The 22,158-nt window shown below is 38.3% G+C and carries 17 protein-coding genes; 5 read left to right on the forward strand and 12 right to left on the reverse strand.

Going from position 1 to position 22,158, the window contains the following annotated elements; translation table 11 throughout:
- The first annotated feature begins 118 nt into the window (after window positions 1–118).
- Entirely contained in the window at window positions 119–1,009 is an 891-nt protein-coding gene (locus PO903_RS00505) for a LysR family transcriptional regulator (protein ID WP_273592354.1), read from the forward strand.
- A 129-nt stretch (window positions 1,010–1,138) separates the two neighbouring features.
- Here the strand turns inward: PO903_RS00505 and PO903_RS00510 are convergent, their stop codons facing one another.
- From PO903_RS00510 to PO903_RS00550, 9 genes are all read right to left on the reverse strand, one after another.
- Window positions 1,139–4,912 (reverse strand): DUF5704 domain-containing protein, encoded by a 3,774-nt coding sequence (locus tag PO903_RS00510; protein ID WP_273592355.1) that lies wholly within the window; start codon window positions 4,910–4,912, stop codon window positions 1,139–1,141.
- A gap of 147 nt (window positions 4,913–5,059) precedes the next feature.
- Window positions 5,060–6,304, reverse strand: coding sequence for an S-layer homology domain-containing protein (locus tag PO903_RS00515; protein ID WP_273592356.1), 1,245 nt, complete (start codon window positions 6,302–6,304; stop codon window positions 5,060–5,062).
- A 264-nt stretch (window positions 6,305–6,568) separates the two neighbouring features.
- Entirely contained in the window at window positions 6,569–9,238 is a 2,670-nt protein-coding gene (clpB, locus tag PO903_RS00520) for an ATP-dependent chaperone ClpB (protein WP_273592357.1), read from the reverse strand.
- A 13-nt stretch (window positions 9,239–9,251) separates the two neighbouring features.
- Window positions 9,252–10,166, reverse strand: a complete 915-nt coding sequence (locus tag PO903_RS00525; protein WP_273592358.1) for a DnaJ C-terminal domain-containing protein — start codon at window positions 10,164–10,166, stop codon at window positions 9,252–9,254.
- A gap of 172 nt (window positions 10,167–10,338) precedes the next feature.
- Window positions 10,339–10,830: an Hsp20/alpha crystallin family protein gene (locus PO903_RS00530; RefSeq protein ID WP_069326289.1), complete on the reverse strand. Its 492-nt coding sequence runs from the start codon at window positions 10,828–10,830 to the stop codon at window positions 10,339–10,341.
- Between the two features lie 288 nt (window positions 10,831–11,118).
- Window positions 11,119–12,075, reverse strand: a complete 957-nt coding sequence (locus PO903_RS00535) for an acetylxylan esterase (RefSeq protein WP_273592359.1) — start codon at window positions 12,073–12,075, stop codon at window positions 11,119–11,121.
- Between the two features lie 33 nt (window positions 12,076–12,108).
- Window positions 12,109–12,333 (reverse strand): hypothetical protein, encoded by a 225-nt coding sequence (locus tag PO903_RS00540; protein WP_069326287.1) that lies wholly within the window; start codon window positions 12,331–12,333, stop codon window positions 12,109–12,111.
- A 73-nt stretch (window positions 12,334–12,406) separates the two neighbouring features.
- A complete protein-coding gene (locus PO903_RS00545; RefSeq protein WP_137223681.1) occupies window positions 12,407–12,967 on the reverse strand; it encodes a pyridoxamine 5'-phosphate oxidase family protein in 561 nt (186 codons plus the stop codon).
- Between the two features lie 64 nt (window positions 12,968–13,031).
- A complete protein-coding gene (locus PO903_RS00550; RefSeq protein ID WP_069326285.1) occupies window positions 13,032–13,475 on the reverse strand; it encodes a GNAT family N-acetyltransferase in 444 nt (147 codons plus the stop codon).
- A gap of 274 nt (window positions 13,476–13,749) precedes the next feature.
- On the opposite strand from PO903_RS00550, the gene PO903_RS00555 reads away from it, so the two are divergent.
- Complete coding sequence (locus PO903_RS00555) at window positions 13,750–15,465, forward strand: glycoside hydrolase family 13 protein (protein ID WP_273592360.1); 1,716 nt, start codon at window positions 13,750–13,752, stop codon at window positions 15,463–15,465.
- A 70-nt stretch (window positions 15,466–15,535) separates the two neighbouring features.
- On the opposite strand, the gene PO903_RS00560 is transcribed toward PO903_RS00555, so the two are convergent.
- The 3 genes from PO903_RS00560 to PO903_RS00570 form a co-directional block, all read right to left on the reverse strand.
- On the reverse strand, window positions 15,536–16,504 hold the full coding sequence (locus tag PO903_RS00560) for an aldo/keto reductase (RefSeq protein ID WP_137223685.1): 969 nt from the start codon (window positions 16,502–16,504) through the stop codon (window positions 15,536–15,538).
- A 59-nt stretch (window positions 16,505–16,563) separates the two neighbouring features.
- Entirely contained in the window at window positions 16,564–17,475 is a 912-nt protein-coding gene (locus tag PO903_RS00565; protein WP_273592361.1) for a helix-turn-helix domain-containing protein, read from the reverse strand.
- A gap of 204 nt (window positions 17,476–17,679) precedes the next feature.
- Window positions 17,680–18,471: a GNAT family N-acetyltransferase gene (locus PO903_RS00570; protein ID WP_273592362.1), complete on the reverse strand. Its 792-nt coding sequence runs from the start codon at window positions 18,469–18,471 to the stop codon at window positions 17,680–17,682.
- Between the two features lie 128 nt (window positions 18,472–18,599).
- Between PO903_RS00570 and PO903_RS00575 the strand changes: the two genes are divergently transcribed.
- The 3 genes from PO903_RS00575 to PO903_RS00585 all read left to right on the forward strand — a co-directional run bounded on the left by PO903_RS00575 (window position 18,600) and on the right by PO903_RS00585 (window position 22,145).
- Window positions 18,600–19,808 carry a cytochrome P450 gene (locus PO903_RS00575; protein ID WP_273594604.1) on the forward strand — a complete coding sequence of 403 codons (1,209 nt, stop codon included), beginning with the start codon at window positions 18,600–18,602 and terminating at the stop codon, window positions 19,806–19,808.
- 177 nt (window positions 19,809–19,985) lie between these two features.
- Window positions 19,986–20,957, forward strand: coding sequence for a nuclear transport factor 2 family protein (locus tag PO903_RS00580; RefSeq protein ID WP_137223694.1), 972 nt, complete (start codon window positions 19,986–19,988; stop codon window positions 20,955–20,957).
- A gap of 240 nt (window positions 20,958–21,197) precedes the next feature.
- Window positions 21,198–22,145 (forward strand): AEC family transporter, encoded by a 948-nt coding sequence (locus tag PO903_RS00585; protein ID WP_273592363.1) that lies wholly within the window; start codon window positions 21,198–21,200, stop codon window positions 22,143–22,145.
- Window positions 22,146–22,158 lie beyond the last annotated feature (13 nt).

Below are 22,158 nucleotides of genomic sequence, written 5' to 3' on the forward strand. Positions count from 1 at the left end.
TTATTCATCCTTTCATCTACTGCGTTTACACTGTTTTAAATTTGTGCTTCTTTAGGTTATACTGTTATCACTTATAAAGAAAATGAATGTTTTGCATAAAGGAGATAACGATATTGTTATGACCATTACTCAGATTATGACTTTTGTACGTGTTGCTGAGACATTAAGCTTTACTCAAGCTGCTCATGATTTGCATATGACCCAACCTGCGGTGAGCCATGCTATAGCCAGTATTGAAAATGAATTAGATACTCTATTACTACTGCGTGATCGCAAAAAAGGAGTTTTGCTGACAGAGATCGGTGAGCAAGTTTTGGTGCAATTCCGTACTATTTTACACAGCATGGAAAAAGTACAACAACAGGTAGCTGCTGTCAAAGGGCTTGATGTCGGTACAATCTGTGTAGGAGCTTTTCCATCAGCATCTGCTTATTTTTTACCGCCTATTATTCAAAAAATCAAACAAAATTATCCTAACCTGGTCTTCGATCTTCATGAAGGCTCTGCAAACGATGTAAAAGCATGGGTATACAATCGCAAAATCGAAGTCGGTATTGTTCTTCTGCCTGCACCCGAATTAGATGTGATTCCGTTATGTCAAAATGATATGGTGCTTCTTTTACCTGCTAGCCATCCGTTACAACAACAAGCTCATATTACGATTCAACATCTTCATAAAGAAGATATGATTTTGTGCAAAGGTGGACACGAAACAGCGATTATTGAAGCTTTTGACAACGAAAATTGTGAGCTTAATATTACATTTACTACTCATAATGTGAGTGCATTAATTAATATGGTACGTCAGGGGCTAGGCATCGGTATTGTATCCAATCTAGCTTTATCTATGCACCCCCATCAACTAGATGTTCGAGAAGTTACACCACGGATCACAAGCCAAATAGGCATCGCTATTCCTTCATTACCAAATGCTTCACTTGCTGTGCAGTTACTGATCAAAACCGCTGAAGAATTATTTATCGAGTCGGCTATATCTATTCCTTCGTAAATAACGACTTAAATAAATACCCTCGTAAATAAACACAAAAAAGTCTGTATCTTTGACATAAAGAATACAGACTTTTTGTATATCCATTTTATATTATTCATATAGAGGTTTGATTGGAGATACATGGTACTAATGCGTCACCGAAGATTGGAAGTCATCTTTACTTCCTTTATTCGCATGATAAAATATCACATCACCATCTTGAAGCTCAAATGTAAATCCCCATGGATCATTAAATTGCTTTTGAAATCCTTCCAGTTGCCATTGATTCATAAGTGGCGCATGAATGTACTGAAGATGTGGATGTTCCAGATCTCCATTCTGAATCGTTTCGATATTAAAATTAACAACGATATAGCCATCACTTAGAAAAATAGAAGAATGATCATCCAACCCTTTTGGAGTATTTATCGCAGATATAGATGAATGCTTAGACTCTGTTGTTAAAGATGGATTGTTGGAACGATTGGTAGACGTTGACCCTGTTACATCTTGCAAACGAGTTCCTTGCTTCACGACATATACATCAGCAGGCAGACTATATTCACCGTACCATTTCTGCACAGCTGCTAATGAACGCATCGTATTATTGCCTTCAGGTAGATGTTGCTGTGGCCCTATCAATGTACGTAAAGGCTGAGTCAGTAACAATTGAGTGAACTTGCCTATATTGACTTTGCGCTTAGCACTAGCATCTGCAAACATAGCAATTGCTTCTCCTGAATTAGCAGGTAATGACTTCGTCGTATGTTGTGTAAATGAAGCGGGTGTATCTGTATTATTGTTACTATGGCTTAACTTTTGCGTGATTGCTTGGATCTGTTCAGCTGTAATTTCCCACGAGATTCCCGTTTGATTAACCCAGATGGATTCGGCTACTCTTTCGATCAGGGCTGTCCAGAAATGATTGGATTGTTGTTGGTCTACAATTGATCCATTAGACTCCGAGCTACTAATTGGTTCATTTGGTTGTTGTAATAATCGATCATACATATAAAGAGCCGTATTTTGGAGTTCTTCAGCAGGTACTTTTCGCAAAGGATTATTCAAAATCGTATACCGTTGTACTTGGTCTTGCGCCGATCCTATTTGAATAAAGTTTTTACTCGCATTCGAATAATATAAATCGACTGGAAACGGCTTTCCACCCTGACGAGAAACATAACTGAATGAAGGTGTAATTCGAATACTATCCTGTGCTCCAAACATATTGCCTTTGGTTTTGAGATCGAATTTGAAATGATAACCGGTTTTGACCGCTAAGTTGCGATAAATCGGATGACTTCCTTGACGAACAGGCAGCATATAAGGAGCCGTAGTTCCTCGCGTTTCACCATCTATTCCTTTATCACCAACCCAATAAGAAGCTGACTGAGGAATGTCTAAGTTCTTCCACGGTGCAAATACAATCTGCCAGTTATAATCAGCAATATCGGTAATATGAAATTCATAGACACGTCCAATCACATCAACAGGAACACTTTCTACAGCGACATGATTGTCTAGAGTCACATTAGCGTTATGTTGAACTGTAAAAGCAGCCGGTGCATTTTCAGCAATGGTACGAAATAAAATATCATACTTGCCTTCATCTACCCATACCGGCAAAAAGAAAGATGTATCCAATTGATTTACCGGTATATCTATCCATGTATGTTTGGGAATAAATGTGGTCTGTTCGTTGTTATATACATCAAAAGGAAACTGTACTTGTTTGGTACGCATATATTTCGCATAATCTCGATTCCCATAGCCCGGATAATTTGTATGCTGTCCACTCGTTGGAATCCGAACAGAGAAAGGACGATCTAATATAAGCGCAGAACGATATAGATCCGGGATTGTTTTCTGATTATGTGATTGATCATCCGCTACTAGTGAATAGTTGACGACAGGTGTATGTACAGTCACCGTATGGATACCTTGGATCGGCTTTTGAATAGGAGTATAGTTTCCTTTACCACCTTCCATTATGGTGTAAAAAACGGTTCCTGTACTTTGAGTATCTTTCCGATTCACTTTTGTTTTTTCAATTCGATTTCCACTTTTATAAAGAACATTACGTCCGATCATGGTCGGGGTAGGCATACTGGTCGGTGTTGGTGTAGACACTGTTTTTTCTTGAGCATCCATAATCAATTGTCCTACAACAATAAGCTTATCATTATGCACTTGAATATCAGGAACTTCTTTTTCTGCAAATCGGCTTAAATCTTCTGTAGGTACCGAAGGTGCTGACTTTTTCCGTCCTCCATTAAGTGAAGAAGAAGGGGCATCTGCTTTAACCGATTCTGGCTTTGTAAACCCTCCTGTATATTCTGCCTGATAGGACGGCGGATGATATCCATTTGGAGTGAGAATAATTTTCCCATTAGGTAACGCATAATTTGCAAGTTCCGCTTGCGACAATTGGTACATCGCTAATGATGGAATCGTCCAATATGAATAAGGTCGGGTAATCGTATAATTTTTAGTTACTTTTTTATCATCACTTTTCCAATCGGAATCCCAATACCGATTGCCATTGCTTCGTTCTTTATATTTTCCTGCATCCCATTTACGATGATAGACTTTGGTAACCGGTACTTTAAAATCACATGTTCCCGTCATTTGCGTAAATGTTGCATCATATAAATATTCACGAGATAGAACATTCCCATATAAATCTTCAGAAGTGGGAATCCCTTGAGCGACATCAAATGTTTCCTGATCTCGTTTGTCTGCTTTGATCACGCCAGTAGGCGTCGGGTCTATATAAGCAGGATGTAACGTATTACTGACAGCAGGTATAGTACAAATCACGCCTGCATCGGGTTCTTGTGACCCGTTACAATCGACCACATGCACCGTAAACGTATCTTGTACGTCTAAAGCTTGTTCGGTATCTACAAAATGCGCTGTAATCTCTGTACTTCCAATAGTTCCCGTAGGTGTGAGTACACCATTTTTCCCTATCGTCGCAATACTTGAGTCTGAACTTGCCCATGATAATGAAGGGTGGGATTGCAAGCTATATGTAGTTTCATCCATCTTGGTTAATGTAGCTTCTGCTTGTATGGGTGATGTATCAGTCGTACATATTTCATTTGGCAAATCTATCGCAATTCTTGCTCCGCCCTCTCCAACAATAACCTCTGCTGTATCGGAGATCAGATACTCTTCTTTTTTCCATATCGCTCGAATCGTCACTTTGCCTTCACTAACAGCAGTCACCAACCCGGTTGTCGGATCGACTGTAGCAATCGACTCATCCGAAGACCACCATTTCAGTTCGTCTGTTCTAGAAGTGATATCAATGTAATTGCCCCATGTATCACTTCCAATACTTTTAGTACGAATAGATGCTTTAAGTTGCTTCGTATCATTAATTTGCAAAACAGAATCTGGATCAACTTCAATTTCTTTTTCTTCTATTAAATCTCCCTGCCAAATAATATCGACAGGAGTATCATAGCCTACTGTTACTTTAGAACAGTTGCCGGAGGGTCTGTTCATGAAAACATCATACATACTATAGTTTAAATCGCCGCCAGTTTTAGTTTCTATTTTAGCTTTTGTTGCAGAAGTAATAATAGGTTCTCCTACTTTTTCAAATGTACCTTGAGGATGGAATAATACAGATTCTAATTTGATATTTTTCACCCAATTACTTAGTACGGTATTATCTTTATACTTTTTCCATTCAGTAGGAGGCCATTTAGCTAAGTCAATTTCATCGGGTATAGTTGTTTTTTGAGGCAAAGGAACTTTGCAAGTGCCTGTCATTGGAGTATTAGTAGTTTTCCCATTAGAATGATCTGCATTAAAAGAACCATCATCTAATTGATACCAATAAACTCCAGGAGTTCCAGTTCTCAAAATTGAAGAAATTTCGCTTACTACTTTTTGAGTTTTAGGAGGCACAGATTCAGCCGCAAAACTTTTATTTTCTTCAATTGAAAATGAAAAAAATGAGAATATAGAAATTAAAATTACTATACTAAAAATTATAAAACTAAAATATTGAGTCAGCATTTTAAAAGACAACTCTTTACACCACCGTTGATCTAATTAATTTTCAAACTGAACTTTAGTGCCATCATCTACTTTTAAAGAATATCCAACTCCTGAAGCATTGATATTAGATTCAGTCCAAAATGTTGTAGTTTTACCTTTTGTATCAAAATTGCTAGAGTTCATAGATATAGTATTAATTCCCATTTTTTTAATATAGTCAAAATCAGAAATTCTATTTATTCTAATTACACCATTTGTTAAACCATTATTGAACGTATTCATATTTGAAATAGCGTACTCTATATTTGAAGTAAACGTTATATCTGCATACGTCAAAAACAATCCTTTTTGATAAGATTTTAACCCTTTTTGTGGATCAATAAATAAATCAGAATATACACTTCTAGGTTTGCTATTACGAGCATCAATAACAATATAATGATGTAATTTCAAGGAAGCTGACTTATTGCTTAAAGTCATTTTCGCATCCATAATCTTTCCAAAATCGCCTTCAGTGTATTTATAATTCGAGATCGTCAACAAATTAGTCCCTGTTGTCCCTACCTCTCTCATTTCATTCAGATCAGCATACTTACTGGCTTCTTGACCTTCAATATCAATATATCTTAATAAAATAGCAGCAACTTCTGCACGGGTTGTCGGTTCTTCCGGTTGTAATGAACCGTCTGCAAATCCGCCTACAATCCCCGTACCTCTAACAAGAGCAAGATAAGGAATTTGAGATTTAGCAATTTTACCTTTTGTCGCTTCTGGTGTAGGCAATAATGTATTTTGAGTATCTTCAAAGGCTTGCTTAAAGCTGATATTGGACTGCACTAATCCATTGCTCATCCATTTCATCATTTCTAAGCGCGTTAACTCTGTATTAGGCTTGAATCCATTCGAATAATCACTGTTATTAATAAAACCAAGTGCTGATAATCTAGTGACTGCATTTTCTGCCCAGTGTCCTTTCATGTCTTTGAAGGATGAACCACCCGTTCCGCTTCCAAGCTTGGTTGCTCTTGTTAACAGTGAAGCATATTCAGCCCGTGTTACTTTGGCATTAGGACGAAAAGTACCATCTTGATAACCTTGAACAAGTCCCATAGCATACGCTTTGGCAATTGTTGCTTCTGCCCAGTGTCCTTTGACATCTTTAAAATTCCCTGAGGAGCTGGCTGCATAAGCCACAGAATGGGGTTGGGATGCTGTAGACGAATGTAACAGCGGCTCTGAATAAGTGATGCCTGCACAAACGATAGATGTTGCCAAAACAGATACTATTAATTTTTTCATATAAGTTATTCCTCTATTCATCAATTTTTAGGTATTTAAACCTAATTTATGTACCACAAGCATCATTATATGGGATAAATAGGATTCTTCCAAGTACTTATTTAGTTAGCAAATAATCAGTTATATCGAGAATTAAACACAAAAAAGCGGATTACTCCCTTAGTAAGGAATAATCCGCGTGCTTCGCGATATTATAGGTATTAAGACATAGTTTTCTTTTGGCAAGAATATCATATCTATTCTCAACTGTAAATAACTTTATAGTTATCCGATTGATACCGCAGCAGAATCGCCTTCTATCGGTTGGTCTTCAGGTGATCCAGATGCTGGCTGAATTACAATCTGCAATTCGTTATCCACCACACTCACTACAACAGTCGATCCTTCTGACGCTTCACCAGCAATCATTGCACGAGCAACTTTGGTTTCTAAGGCTCGCTGAATAAACCGTTTGAGGGGTCTTGCACCATATGCAGGATCAAAACCTTGTTCAGCGATTAGATTCACGGCTTCATCGGTCAATTGCAGTGTAATCTGACGATCATTCAGACGTGCTTGCAAATGCTCTACCAATTTACGGACGATCTGTCCAATTTCAGTTAAGCTTAGCGGTTTGAACAACACAATATCATCGACACGATTTAGAAATTCAGGGCGGAAATGATGACCGAGTTCACGCATCACATGTCCACGTACCGTCTCGCTCCACTCTCCATCTTCCCCTAATCCACTAACTAGATGAGCAGAACCAATATTAGAAGTCATAATAACGATCGTATTTTTGAAATCCACTACTCGTCCTTGCGAATCGGTTAATCGTCCATCGTCTAGTAATTGCAATAAAATATTGAATACATCTGGATGAGCTTTCTCTACTTCATCCAACAGCAATACTGAATATGGTTGACGACGTACAGCTTCTGTTAACTGACCACCTTCTTCATAACCAACATATCCTGGTGGCGCTCCGACCAGACGAGAAACGCTATGTTTCTCCATATATTCTGACATATCGATTCGAATCATACCATCTTCACGATCAAATAAAGAAGCAGCAATCGACTTGGCAAGTTCTGTTTTCCCTACTCCTGTCGGTCCAAGGAACAAAAAAGAACCAATCGGACGATTAGGATCTTTAATCCCTGCGCGCGAACGAATAACAGCATCAGCAACTAATTGTACAGCTTCATCTTGACCGACTACACGCTCATGCAGACTGTCTTCTAACCGTAATAACTTGTCTCGCTCTCCTTCAACCAGACGACTCACTGGAATACCCGTCCAGCGAGAAACGATATCTGAAATTTCTTCTTCAGTGACAGCTTCACGTAATAAACGATTGTCTTGATCTTGATAAGCTTCTTCTTCGGCTTGCTTCAATTGACGTTCCAGATCTGGAATAATCCCATAACTGAGTTCAGCTGATTTGTTCAAATCATATTCTTCTTGTGCTTCTAATAGATCGTTGCGTGCTTGTTCTAAATTCTTTTTGAGATCCCGTACGATTTGAATCGCTGACTTTTCTTTTTCCCAACGTGCTGTCATTTCTAATTGTTTTTCTTTAAGATCTGCAAGTTCACGTTGTAAATGCTCTAATCGACGTTGACTGGCGTCATCGGTTTCTTTAGTCAGTGCTGCTTCTTCGATCTCAATCTGCATAATACGACGTGTCACTTCATCCATTTCACTTGGCATCGAATCGATCTCTGTACGAATCATCGCACACGCTTCATCAATCAGATCAATCGCTTTATCTGGTAAAAAACGATCTGAAATATAACGATCTGATAACACACCCGCCGCTACAATCGCACTATCATGAATTTTAACACCATGATGTACTTCAAATCGTTCTTTTAAGCCACGTAAAATAGAGATCGTATCTTCAACATTGGGCTCATGTACAAGTACCTGTTGGAAACGACGCTCCAAAGCTGGATCTTTCTCGATATAATTGCGATATTCATCCAGTGTGGTTGCACCAATACAATGAAGTTCTCCACGTGCTAACATCGGTTTGAGCATATTACCTGCATCCATGGAGCCTTCTGTTTTCCCTGCTCCAACAATCGTATGCAATTCATCAATAAATAAGATAATCCGTCCATCACTTTCACGAATTTCTTTGAGTACTGCTTGTAGACGTTCTTCAAATTCACCCCGATACTTTGCACCAGCAACGAGTGCGCTCATATCTAATGAAAAGATCGTTTTGTCTTTCAGCCCTTCCGGTACATCTTTACGAACAATTCGGTGAGCTAGACCTTCTACGATGGCTGTTTTACCGACACCTGGTTCACCGATTAATACCGGATTATTTTTGGTTTTACGCGATAAAATACGAATCACACGGCGAATCTCTGCATCTCGTCCGATCACTGGATCGACTTTGCCACTACGCACTTCTGCCACAAGATCACGACCGTATTTTTGCAATACTTCATAAGTGGCTTCCGGTTCACGACTGGTTACCCGTTGATGACCTCGTATCTCAGCCAATGCCGCTAATAAAGGATCACGTGTTAATCCTTGTTGTTCTAGCATTTTGCGTATCTCTTGATTCTCACGATCATGTCCCGATACGATAGCCAGTACAGCATGTTCTACCGCTACAAATTCATCTTGCATCTTATTGGCTTCGTGCTCGGCTTGATCTAACACAGATAATAAAGCAGGTGATGCAAAACGACGCACTGCCCCAGAAGACCCGCTAATGGTTGGTTTGCGACGCAATAATTCGTTATTCAGTCTGGTTACTTCTGACAGTGAAATATTCATTTTTTGCAATAATCGAGGTAATAAACCTTCTGATTGTTCTAGTAATGCTTTTAACAGATGAGTCGTATCAATCTCTTGATGCCCCATCGTTGAAGCAATGGATTGTGAAGAAGCGACAGCTTCTTGAAGCTTTTGAGTCAGCTTATTATAATCCATTGTGAACTCCTCCTTAGTTATTTTTGATTTGAGGTTGGAACGGGTTAAATTCTGCTAATTGACGATAAAGCTTACGTTCTTGCTCGTCGATATCATTAATTTCAGGAATAATCATTTCAATACGGATGAGTACATCACCATAGTTATGTTTATCTTTGCTTAATCCTTTGCCTGATAGTCGCAAGGTGTGACCAGTCTGTGTGCCAGCAGGGATTTTAAGGCGAACCGTAGATTGATCAGGTAAACGTACAGGTATATCTCCACCGAAAATTGCTTGCCATGGTGCTATTTGAGCTACTGCAACAAGGTTACTTTCTTCTATCGTATACATAGAATGATGTACAATATGGAAACTAATCAATAATTCTTCGTTCGGATCAAGTCCATTGCTACCATTGCCACGGATTTTTAAAGTACTATTATTTTTGATACGAACAGGCAGTTTAAGTTGAATCGACTTCCCACTAACCCGTACAGAGATACGATCTCCCCGGTATGCTTGTTCTAATGTAATATCTAGATTGGCACGCAACGTTTGAGTGATATTTCCCATACCCATCCCTTGACCACCGGTACGACTATTGAAAAACATATCGAATAGGTCTTCATCAGGAAAACCTGCATTATCAAAACTATCAAAATTGTAAGCTCGACCTGCGTTATTTTCACGGGTTGAATATGCGGTATTCGCTCTTGTACGACGAGCAGGATTTTCTTGAGCATATAGTTGTTGATCATATTGTTCTTTTTTAGAAGTATGACTTAACGTTTCATAAGCTTCTGCAATTTCTTTAAATTTACTTTCCGCTTCTGTTGCTTTATTAACATCAGGATGCCATTTCTTAGCCAATTGTTGATATGCTTTTTTAACCTCTTTGGATGAAGATTCGCGATTAACCCCTAGAATCTTATAGTAATCTTTGACCATAGGTTCTCCCCCTTTCCTGTAGCTCTAATCTTTCTATTTATTAACGTACTTTACAGGAAAATAAGCGGAATGGCTTCTTTTTACTTAAAAAAGGTGCATCATAGCTGTTTAATCTACAATGCACCTCTAGATATACAATTATTTTACAGCTAACCTGCGAATGATGCGACCTTTATTCAGAAGACGTTTGCTGTCCGTCTTCAAGTCGAGCTGTAGAGGAACTTCCATCATCAATCTGAATTCTTCGTCCTTCAGAGCGCTGTTTTTTCGGAATAGTTAGTAACAATATCCCATCTTTCAGAGTGGCTTGAATCTGATCTTCTTCAATATCTTGTACATAAAATCTCCGGACATATTCTCCATAACGACGTTCTTTACGCACCATACGTTGATCTGTATTTTCTTCTTGGCGTTCTTGTTGCTGAACAGCTTTAATCGTCAGATAAGGAGCTGCATAATCAATGTCGATATTCTCTTTTTGCAAACCAGGCAGTTCGGCTTCAACTAGATATGCTTTTTCATTTTCTCGAATATCCGTACGGAAGGACAAGGTCGATCCTTTGAACGGTGTTAACAAATCATCTTCAAATACATCTTGAAAAGATTTCATCCATTGACTCAACATATCCTCACGACGTTTACCAAAAGGAACTAAATCAAACATATACAATCTCCTCCTTAAATGATTTTAACTGCTTTTGATGTGTTTGACTTTGTTTGACCTTATGTCTTTATTATAGTTATGACCTTGGATTTGATCAAAATTGATTATAGACAAAATAAGTTCATTTAGATCGATTTTCAGGTCTTTTTTATATTAAAATTCTTGTTTTCAACTTCTTTTAGCGATTTTGACCTATTTTGACCTTTTATTTAAAAAGAAATAATTTTCAGCAAAAAAAGACTGTTTCTTATCTATCTCGAAACAGTCTTTTAGCAATATATCTATACTTTATCCGAAATGTTTCTGCACAAATTCCATCGTTTTACGTTGATGATATGGACTCACCATATGCCCATCAAACGGATACAAGCACATTTCTTTTTCCGAATGAATCCAGTTATAGACAGCATAGACCGTTTCAGGCATACAGACCGTATCTTTAAGACCACATGAGATCAAGATAGGCACCTGAATACGATCAGCTAGATTAATCATATCAAAATAACTCAACGTCTCTAACACTTGATCCAAATGCTCAGGATAACGACTTACCAATTGAGCAGCTTCACGTAGTGAACTTTCTGAATTTAAGATCCCAAAATCCATATGACTCATATTCGGAATATTAGCGACAGCAATCACTGGAATATCACTAAGTGCAGACGTGATCAGTGCCAGTCCGCCACCTTGACTGCTTCCATAAACAGCAATCTTGGTATGATCTACATCGGCTTGCTGAGCTACCCATTCTATCGCTTTAAGTGCATCCACCGTAATCGCTCGATAATAGAAGTGATCTTTGTCCAATAATCCTTGAGACAACCAACCACTACTCATCCCAAAATCAGAATTCAAATGATTGCCTGTATCTCCACCCTGACCGCGAATATCAATCGCAAATACCGCATAGCCCATCGCTGTCCAGTGTGCATAATCTTCAGGATACCCTTTGTTCATCGTATACCCGTGGAACATAACGATACAAGGTATCGGTTGCCCTTTTTGATCGGCAGGACGTACATAAATGCCATGTAAAGGCGTATCGTCAAACCCTTCATAGATCACTTGATACGATTCAATAGCTTTCATGGGTGTCACTTGCTTCGTTTGCTGTGCATGTAAAGGTTTATCTTTAAATTGTTGTAATGTGTATTGCCAAAAATCAGCTAAATCAGATTGTGCTGTGTGCATCGGGGCATATTGTTCCAATTCACGGACTCGTCTCGCAATCGCATGATTTTTCATCATAATGACTCCTTTGTAGGTCTAAACTTTCATTTATTCGTTAAGCTTTACAATCCATCCTGTAATCAAGCGGAAAAAGAAACTAAAAATAGCCGCTGGAATCAGTGCAGTTACAAGTGTAATCAGTACACCTAGAAAAGTAACACCATCTGGATTATTTTTCACTTCTAATACAGTCAACAAAATCGCCATAATCACATACCATGTAATAAAATCAGATATTCTAAAATTATTTTTGATCGTATTGATCAATTTCATGCTCATCCCTCTTCATCTGCATATATAATCCATCATTTGAATGCTATCAATAATACAGGTGAAATACAACAATTTACCGCATATCAGCAAACTTTTTACCGATCGGGGTTGTGATGCCATCGATTGTGGTTGAATTTTTCTGCTTACGATACTGTTCCAATTGTTCTTCGCCTTTATTGCCTGCCCAATCTATTAATGTATTTCGTTCACCTTCATACGTATAGAAAGGAATACTATACCCGCAAGAAGTCTGCACCCGGTGAATATTCGATACAATAATCTGTCGATATCCGGGATGTAGATCAAATAGTGAGGCATATTGCTCCCATGCAGAATCATCAGGTAAAATAACTTGTCCATCTCCATACAAGCGCAGAATCTGGGGCTTGCCTTCCAAAGCGATAAACATATACGTCATTCGATTGTTATCTTGCAAATGTGCACTGGTCTCATTACCACTACCTGTTAGATCAAGATAAGCGACCTGATTAGGAGATAACATGCGAAATGAATCGTAACCTTTAGGCGAAATATTGACATGACCATCTACTCCAGCACTACCTACAAAAAACATCTTCTGTGCTTGAATAAAATTCGCATGCTCGGGAGAGATCGAATCAAATGCTTTAGCCATCATGAACATCCTCTCTATACATAGATGTGATTATTCTGATATAGACATATTATACTCTACTGAATTATAGTTTTTTGACAAACCCTGTGGATAACCCTGCAAAGCCCAATTTACGATAAAATTCATGTGCTCCTGTACGTTCATCACGATTACCACTATTTAGAGCTATCGCTTGAGCACCGACACTGCCTGCCCAACCTTCTGCCGCTTGTACTAAAGAATGTCCAATTCCTGCTCCGCGGTATTGCTCATTCACGACTAATGAACCGATACGTACATGTACACCATCTCGTTCAAATCGAAGTTCACGGATTAATCCAATCATCCCAACCACTTGCTCATCCACTTCAGCAACAAAGATTTGATAATCTTCATGTTGCTCTAAAGCATCCATTCTTATTTTAAAAACTTCTTCTGTCGTCGGATAACCTAATTGCTCCATCAATCCTACTAATGGCGTGATATCTTGCTGATGTGCTTCACGAATAACAACCGTATGATTATTCATTATGACAAGCTCCTTTAGATAAATATGTATTTGTTAGCAGTTTAGCAGATACGATGAATGACCACAATAAATACACATTTCAGGTAAGAATGCGATAAGAATACTTATTTTCGTTTTCGTAAGTAGGTAAATTGGATAAAAGTAAAGTAGAGATATAGCGTACATCGTAGTGCTTAGAACGTTAAGCCCCTATTTTATACCGACAACTATACAAAATGGTGGAAAACACTTTTAACAACGAACATATAATCAGCTTGCAGATGGAGGAACAACGATGATACGCAAATGGTGGAAAGAAAATGCTATTTATCAGATTTATCCAAGAAGTTTCAAAGATTCTAACGGTGATGGTATCGGTGATTTTCAAGGAATTATTTCCAAACTAGATTATCTGCAAGAGTTAGGGATCGGTGCGATCTGGCTATGTCCGATCTATGAATCTCCTAATTTTGATAACGGATACGATATTAGCGATTTTCAAGCGATTATGAAAGATTTTGGAACGATGCAAGATTTCGACGAATTTATGCGAGAAGCTCATGAACGTGGAATTAAAGTCGTGCTGGATATGGTGCTGAATCATACATCCGATAAGCATGATTGGTTTGTAGAATCACGTTCTTCTATCGATAATCCGAAGCGCGATTATTATATCTGGCGCAAAGGGAAAAATGGCGGTTATCCGAATAACTGGGAATCTTACTTTAGTGGATCGGTCTGGGAATATGATCAGGAAACTGAAGAATATTATATGCATCTCTATGCTCGTCAACAACCCGATCTCAATTGGGAAAATAAAGAAGTCGTCAACGAACTTCATGATATGATCCGCTGGTGGATGGACAAAGGGGTCGATGGATTCCGCTTGGATGCGATTGCTCATATTGTCAAAGCTGTCGGTCTCCCTGACGCAGATAATCCGCAAAACTTACCTGTAGTGCAAGCTTTTCAATTTTTCTCTAATCTCGAAAAAGTACACACCCTACTCAAAGACCTTAATCAACAGGTATTTGCAACTCGTGATCTAATGACTGTCGGCGAAACATCCGGTCTTGGCCCTGAACAAGCATTAGAATATGTAGGTAATGAACGTCATGAACTGGATATGGTATTCCAATTTGAGCATATGCATCTGGATTGTGTGGGTACAGGAAGTTCCAAATGGGTTGGACGAAGCTGGAACTTACTTGATATCAAAAAGATTATGAGTCACTGGCAGACCGTTCTTCATGGTAAAGGCTGGAATGCTAACTATTTCTCTAATCATGATCAACCCAGACATCTATCCCGATTCGGAAATACAGGCGAATATCGTAAACAATCTGCCAAAATGCTAGCCACTCTTATCCATTTACTGCAAGGAACGCCTTATATTTATCAAGGTGAAGAGATTGGGATGACGAATGCTAGCTTTGAACATATCGAAGATTATCGTGATGTAGAGACGATTAATTACTATAATATTTCGTTAAAAGAAGGCAAAACCGAAAAAGAAATTCTTCAAAATCTAGCTAGACGTAGTCGTGATAATGCCCGTACCCCTATGCAGTGGGACGACACAACCCATGCGGGTTTTACAGACGGTAATCCGTGGATTCAAGTGAATTCGAACTATACCGATATCAATGTTGAACAAGCATTGAATGATCCAGATTCGATCTTTTACTATTACAAAAACCTGATTGCTTTACGCAAAAAATATCCGGTCGTGATCTATGGTGATTATCGTTTACTATGCGCACTGCATCATCAAGTGTATTCATTTATACGCAGTTATGAAGGTACAGAACTGATGGTTATTATGAACTTCTTTGACGATGAACCGACATTCGAATTGTCTGAACGTATTAGTGATGAAGGTTGGGAATTGGTGTTGTCTAATTATGATGAGCATGAACATCATCATCTTCATTCGTTGCCATTACGTCCATATGAGACCAGAGTATATTACAAAGACACCCCATCTGTATTGCCGAAAGCGGCTCAATAAATTTCAAGAAAAAAGAGCGCTCTATCATAAGCGCTCTTTTCACGTTCTAGATTTCACATCATGATCTATTTTAAATATTTAAACCTTTCATATGCGAATCTTCGTAACGACCGCCTTGAATAGCAGATTCAGGGCTAACCGCTTCTATACGTTCTAATTCATCTGGAGTTAATACAATATTTGTTGCTTCTGCATTTTCTTCTAGATAACTAACTCTTCTAGTTCCTGGAATAGGTAGAGCACCTTTAGCTATCGTCCATGCCAATGCTAATTGTGATGCTGTACATCCTTTTTCGTTAGCCATTTTCAAAATCTCTTCAACAATATCTACGTTTTTCTGGAAATTTTCTTTTTGGAATCTTGGTAAATACCTACGTAAATCATCTTCTGCCAGATCTTCAAATTTACGCAATTCGCCAGAAATAAAGCCACGACTTAGAGGACTATAAGCTACAAAAGTAATACCTAATTCGTTAAGAACAGGTAAAATATCTGCTTCTACTTCTCTACTCCATAAAGAATACTCTGTTTGCAGTGCAGAAATAGGATGTACAGCATGTGCTCGTCTAATGGTCTGTGCAGAAGCTTCAGATAGTCCAAGATAACGTACTTTACCTGCTTTAACTAGCTCACTCATAGCTCCTACAGTTTCTTCAATCGGCACATTTGGATCTACACGGTGTTGATAATAAAGATCAATATAATCCATATTTAATCTGCGAAGACTTTCTTCTACTGCTTTTTTCACATAATCGGGATGACCGTTAATAGTTTGAAAATCAGGTCCGTATGAAAATTTCGTAGCGACTATTGCTTGATCCCTGCGACCTTGTAAAGCTTTCCCAAGCAATTCTTCATTATGTCCATTTCCATACACATCTGCAGAATCCAAAAGAGTCACACCAAGCTCTAATGCTCTATGAATCGTTTGAATAGACTGCTCATCATTACTTTGACCATATATACCTGACATTCCCATAAGTCCCAAACCGATAGAAGATACTGTCACATCGCTATTGCCTAATTTTGTCGTTTTCATTGTTTTAATCTCCTTTAATGTTCTCATCTATTGCCAATTTATCAATAGTTTTCATCCTATTAATAGAAAGAACTTCTATATTCTAATGGTGATTGATCCGTTTTACTTTTGAACAATTTACTGAATGACTGTGGATGCTCAAATCCCAACAAATATGAAATTTCACTGACGGATAATGTTGTCGTTGCCAAGTAATTTTTTGCTTTTTCGGTCAACTGATAATGAATATGTTTTTGCGCGCTTTGTCCTGTATATTTTCTCAACATATCGCTCAAATAATTTGCAGAGATATTTAATTGTTCTGACAGATATTGTACAGTCGGAAGACCATGTTCCTGTCCTAATTCATTATCTAAATAGCCAGTAAGCAAAACATCTATTTTGTCTAGCAAATCCAGATTAGGTGCTTTGCGTGTGATAAACTGTCTGTTATAAAATCTATTTGTGTAATTTAGCAACACCTCAAGATGGGAGACCATAACATCTTGGCTATAATTATCAATAGAGGCATGATATTCTTTTTTGATGCTATCCATAATATTCAAGATCATGTTTTCTTCTTTTTCTGATACATGCAATGCTTCATTTACATTATAGGAAAAAAAGCCGTAGTTTTTGATTTTTTGCCCTAATGGATAATTTCTAATAAAATCAGGATGAAAAGCTAAAAACCATCCAGTAATATTTCCTCTATTATCATTAGTAAAAATTTGACCAGGAGACATTAACCCCATGATTCCTTCATCAAAGTCGTAATAATTCTGACCATATTTTATTTTGTTATCTACGTTTCTTTTCAAAGAAATGGTGTACAAATTCATATTCATACGGACTGCATCATGATTAGCATGCGGAAGATCGTCTATTTTAAAAATACTAATTAGAGGATGTTCAGGCTTGGGAATTCCCATATAATGATGCTGTTCAGAAATAGAGTTTATTTTAACAATAGGCAGTATTTCATCTGTCATACTGTGCTTCCTTTCATATACCTTTTTTAATATTAATATAACGCCTCCTTACCGTGAAAAGTATTTATGTGAAATGTGTATATATTGATTGTATAGAATTGAATTCAGCAATGAAATAATCGAATCGCTGATTATTGTAGCTAAAATCAGGATTTGAAGTATTACTATATAACAAAGAGCGCCTTAGAAAATAGGCGCTCTTGTTTATTTTTCCAACAGTACACGATACCAATAACGATAGACTTCCTCAAATCCTAAACCTGCATATAACTGAATAGCCGCTTGATTATGTTCGCCCACTTGTAGATACGTATAACTTGCTCCATGTGATTGAGCCCATTTCATTAAATGATATAACATCATTTTGGCGATACCTTGACGACGATACGCAGCGCCTGTAATCACATCATAGATACCCATATAATCATGATCTAGCACACCGATAACACAAGCTACAGGTTGATCGGCTTGATATACAGCCATGTATGCTTTGGGCAATGTATTTACACTCATCAACTTGGCGATAGAATGTCCCACACTGTCAGGCCATTCTCCAAGTGCACTTGCTTGCTTAATCCACTCTTCACTCCACTGCTCTTGAATCGTATAAGTCAGTTGCGATAATTTATCTGATCTGGACTCCTGGTACTGCTTATATTCTTCCTCTATTCCTGCTAATGATCTGCACTGCACACGGGTCTCATCTTGAATCTGATAATTGCGTAGGTGCAACTGTTGATCTAACTCTGATGGTCGGGTAAAAGGAGTCATCTTGAAGACCACAGGTAATCCTGCCTTGTGATAATCCGCTTCACAACTAGCAATCTGATCTTCTAGTGTTACATCGGGATCAATATCTTCTAAAGTGCTGACTGAATTGGAACGTTTACTATATCCATCTGACAAGCGTATATTCCATCCGCCTACTTTTTTACTATGCAGTGCAGGCCAAGTCTCTAAAGAACTTTGTTCGATCTTTTTCCATAATGAATGCATGATTGACACTTCCTTTAGATCTGTATATTCAACATAAAAAATTACAAAATTTGTATCTTAGTACAAGTACGTTTATAATAAAGAAAGAAATTAATATGTAAATAAATATATAAAGGTGGAGGAATATGATGAATCAAGCTACCAAGAAATATGCCAACTACATTCCTATTCGAGAACTAGCGGCGATAGAAAGTCAGCTTTCTCCCTTTAACGTTTATGATGAAATGAGAGAACAGACTCCTGTTCGTTATGATGAAAATCGCAAATGTTGGGATATTTTTCGCTATGAAGATGTACAATATGTACTTAAAAATCCGAAATTGTTCTCGTCCCAACGTAACCGTGCCAATGAAAGTATGTTAACTACGGATCCACCCAAACACAAACAATTACGTGATCTAGTCAATCAAGCATTTACTCCACGGGCGATCGAAGCACTGGCACCACGGATTCAAGAGATTGCTGATGATCTGTTAGCTCCTCATTTAGCTACAGGACAGATTCAGATGGTACATGATCTAGCTACACCCCTACCTGTGATCGTAATCGCTGAATTGATCGGTGTGCCTTCATCGGATCGTGAACGATTTAAAGAGTGGTCTGATATTCAGGTCAAAGGTGCTAAAAATGATAGTGATGAAGCTTTTCAAGAGTTAATGGTTGAAAAGGCTAAAAATCATGAAGAATTGTCTTCGTACTTTATGAATATTATGGAGCAACGCCGTGTTCAACCAGAAGACGATTTGATATCGTTATTATTAGCCGCTGAAATTGATGGACAGAAATTAACAGACAAAGAAATCGTCGGTTTCTGTATTTTATTATTAGCAGCAGGTAATGAAACTACCACTAATCTGATTACCAATGCTGTCCGTATTCTAGCGGAACAACCTCAGTTGCAACAGCAATTGCGTGAACATCCTGAAATGATTCAGACCGCTGTAGAAGAAACTCTACGTTATTATCCACCAATTGTCGCTATTGGACGTGTTGCCAAAGAAACCGTTGAATTAGGTGGACAAACAATTCAAGCCGGTGATCAAGTCATCTCATGGGTCGGCTCAGCCAATCGAGATGAACAGAAATTTGCGAACGCAGATTCATTTATTCCTGATCGCAAACCAAATCAACATATGGGATTCGGATTCGGAATCCACTTCTGTCTCGGTGCTCCGCTTGCTCGCTTAGAAGGCAGAGTTGTACTTCAGACCTTATTAAGTCATATGGATCAGATTCAATTGGTTCCTAATACACCACTACAACCGATTCAAAGTGCTTTTGTATTTGGAGTCAAAGAGTATCCTGTCACATTCACACCTCTACACGTTAACGAATAGAAGTCATTATATACGAAGAGCCACTTCAACGTCTACCTGACACGAAGTGGCTCTTTTTGTTGTTTCTACAAGTATGTAAACGGTTTAAAGTAAAACTTGCACACTTGTAACTATATAAGTTACAATCATTTCATCCATACAGGATAGACAATGTTTTTATACAAAGGAGTGTTATTCATGATGAAGAAAACAAGTACTTTAGCGATCAGCTTTACATTGGTATCTGCACTAGCAGTGACAGGAGTACATGCAAGTCCGCTTACAGGATCAAAAGATAATACATGCACTTCTTCTCCTACCCCAATGTCTTCCACCAGTGTTACAGCAGCTAGTGCGACAACAGCCAAGTCTACTGAAGCTCAACTGGCCAAAAATAAAAAGCTGGTACTCAACATGTACAAAGATGTTTTCAATGATCATGAATTGAACAAAACTAGCTTGTATATTGCTTCTAATTATAAGCAACATAATCCGTTAGCTGGTGACGGTCGCCAAGCTTTTGTGAAATTTTTTGGATCTTATCTGAAGCAGAATCCAAATTATAAATCCGAAGTCAAACGTATTATCGCTCAAAATGATCTAGTGGTTGTGCATAATCATGTGACAACAGGTGCAAAAGATCGTGGAAGTTCCGTAGTCGATATTTTCCGTATCAAAAACAATAAAATCGTCGAACACTGGGATGTTTTCCAACCGGTTCCTGAGAAATCAGCAAATACGAATACCATGTTCCCTGCTAAAGGCACACCAGTAGAAGTGACTCCTCTCAGTCCAAGTGAAGTCCAAGCCAATGCCAAAATGGTGCGAACTTTTTACGATGATCTATTCAACAAACATGATGTCTCTGTAATCAATAAATATGTTGCTGAAGATTATATTCAACATAATCCAAGTGTACCTACAGGCAGAGAACCTTTGAATCAATTCGCTTCTTTCTTGCAATCGAATAAAAGCAGCAGTAACAAAATTATTCGCGTGATTGCTGAAGGCGATATCGTTGTTCTGCATAGCTGGAGTCGTATGGATAAAAATGATCGTGGGTCTGCGGTTGTCGATATTTTCCGTGTAGCTAATGGTAAAATTGTAGAACACTGGGACACTGTTCAAGCCGTCCCTGAGAAATCAGCAAATAAAAACACAATGTTTTAAATCATTAGGTTAAAAAGCTAGGAAGACGCAAAAGCCACTTCAACGTATTCTATGTGATGTAGAATAGCGAAGTGGCTTTTGCGTGTATACATATCAGTATGTTTATCCTTACATCACTATAACCAATAAGTAAAATAAAATTAATAGTTACAGCCTATAAACGAATAGGATATAGGTATTTGACGAACTATAGATTCAGACGTAAATTGATAACATCGTACTGGAAAGGATGAATATCATTTGATCATGAATCTGTTACACACGTTATACCAAGTTTTTTTACCGATTTCGCTACCTGTGATTGGTGGTATTCTACTCAAGCGCTTCCGCAATCTGGATAGCAAACCGATTGCTACGATGTCACTTTATGTATTGACGCCCGCCATTGTTTTTAATACGTTGCTACATGCAGATATTTCTTTAAATGATATCGGCACCACGATTAGTTTCTCTTTATTAAGCCTTGTATTGTTATGGGCAATTGCAATCGGTATGAGCCGTATCCTGAAATTAAATAAAGAAGAACAAGCAGGTCTAACCCTTATTTCTACATTTACGAATTGTGTGAATTATGGATTACCGTTGGTGTTGCTTGCTTTTGGACAATTGGGATTAGATAAAGCTTCTGTCTATGTTATCGGGCAAATGATTATTGTAAATACGGTAGGTGTGTTTTTTGCAGCTCGTTCTCAATTTTCCGTTAAGCAAGCAGGGTTGGCTATATTTCGTCTGCCTGCCATCTATGCCACACTGATTGCTGTGATCTTGAGAGTCACTGATATTGCGCTCCCTACTGCACTCGATTCAGGATTTGTGATGTTAGCTGCTGCCTATTCACCCGTCGCTCTTGTCGTACTAGGTACACAAATGATCAGTGTAGGCTCTACAAGCGCTACAGTTACTGCTAACCAGACAACACAGTCTAGCAACAGAGCGTTCTGGGCAGGTCTAAGTATCCGTCTGCTGGTCGCTCCGTTGCTGTCATGGCTATTGTTAACATGGTTACAAGTAGAAGGGATATTGTTTAGTGTCTTATTAATCTTGACCTCAATGCCAACAGCCGTTAATGCTGTTATTCTTGCAGGGCAATTCAATGCCGCGCCTAAGCTTGTCTCACGTTGTATTCTCTGGACTACGCTGGCTTCATTTATTCTAATGCCTGTATTGATTGTCTGGTTACAGTCCTAAGCTGATCCTGAGG

The sequence above is a fragment of the Paenibacillus sp. PK4536 genome (assembly GCF_028594455.2).
GTDB lineage: Bacteria > Bacillota > Bacilli > Paenibacillales > Paenibacillaceae > Saccharibacillus > Saccharibacillus nuruki.

Bases quoted from the DNA above. Each gene is read 5' to 3' on its own strand.
- PO903_RS00525 (WP_273592358.1), bottom strand. From the start codon at position 10,166: ATGGTCAAAGATTACTATAAGATTCTAGGGGTTAATCGCGAATCTTCA.
- PO903_RS00545 (WP_137223681.1), bottom strand. From the start codon at position 12,967: ATGGCTAAAGCATTTGATTCGATCTCTCCCGAGCATGCGAATTTTATT.
- clpB (WP_273592357.1), bottom strand. From the start codon at position 9,238: ATGGATTATAATAAGCTGACTCAAAAGCTTCAAGAAGCTGTCGCTTCT.
- PO903_RS00515 (WP_273592356.1), bottom strand. From the start codon at position 6,304: ATGAAAAAATTAATAGTATCTGTTTTGGCAACATCTATCGTTTGTGCA.
- PO903_RS00555 (WP_273592360.1), top strand. From the start codon at position 13,750: ATGATACGCAAATGGTGGAAAGAAAATGCTATTTATCAGATTTATCCA.
- PO903_RS00540 (WP_069326287.1), bottom strand. From the start codon at position 12,333: ATGAAATTGATCAATACGATCAAAAATAATTTTAGAATATCTGATTTT.
- PO903_RS00575 (WP_273594604.1), top strand. From the start codon at position 18,600: ATGAATCAAGCTACCAAGAAATATGCCAACTACATTCCTATTCGAGAA.
- PO903_RS00530 (WP_069326289.1), bottom strand. From the start codon at position 10,830: ATGTTTGATTTAGTTCCTTTTGGTAAACGTCGTGAGGATATGTTGAGT.
- PO903_RS00505 (WP_273592354.1), top strand. From the start codon at position 119: ATGACCATTACTCAGATTATGACTTTTGTACGTGTTGCTGAGACATTA.
- PO903_RS00535 (WP_273592359.1), bottom strand. From the start codon at position 12,075: ATGAAAAATCATGCGATTGCGAGACGAGTCCGTGAATTGGAACAATAT.
- PO903_RS00560 (WP_137223685.1), bottom strand. From the start codon at position 16,504: ATGAAAACGACAAAATTAGGCAATAGCGATGTGACAGTATCTTCTATC.
- PO903_RS00550 (WP_069326285.1), bottom strand. From the start codon at position 13,475: ATGAATAATCATACGGTTGTTATTCGTGAAGCACATCAGCAAGATATC.
- PO903_RS00565 (WP_273592361.1), bottom strand. From the start codon at position 17,475: ATGACAGATGAAATACTGCCTATTGTTAAAATAAACTCTATTTCTGAA.
- PO903_RS00570 (WP_273592362.1), bottom strand. From the start codon at position 18,471: ATGCATTCATTATGGAAAAAGATCGAACAAAGTTCTTTAGAGACTTGG.
- PO903_RS00580 (WP_137223694.1), top strand. From the start codon at position 19,986: ATGATGAAGAAAACAAGTACTTTAGCGATCAGCTTTACATTGGTATCT.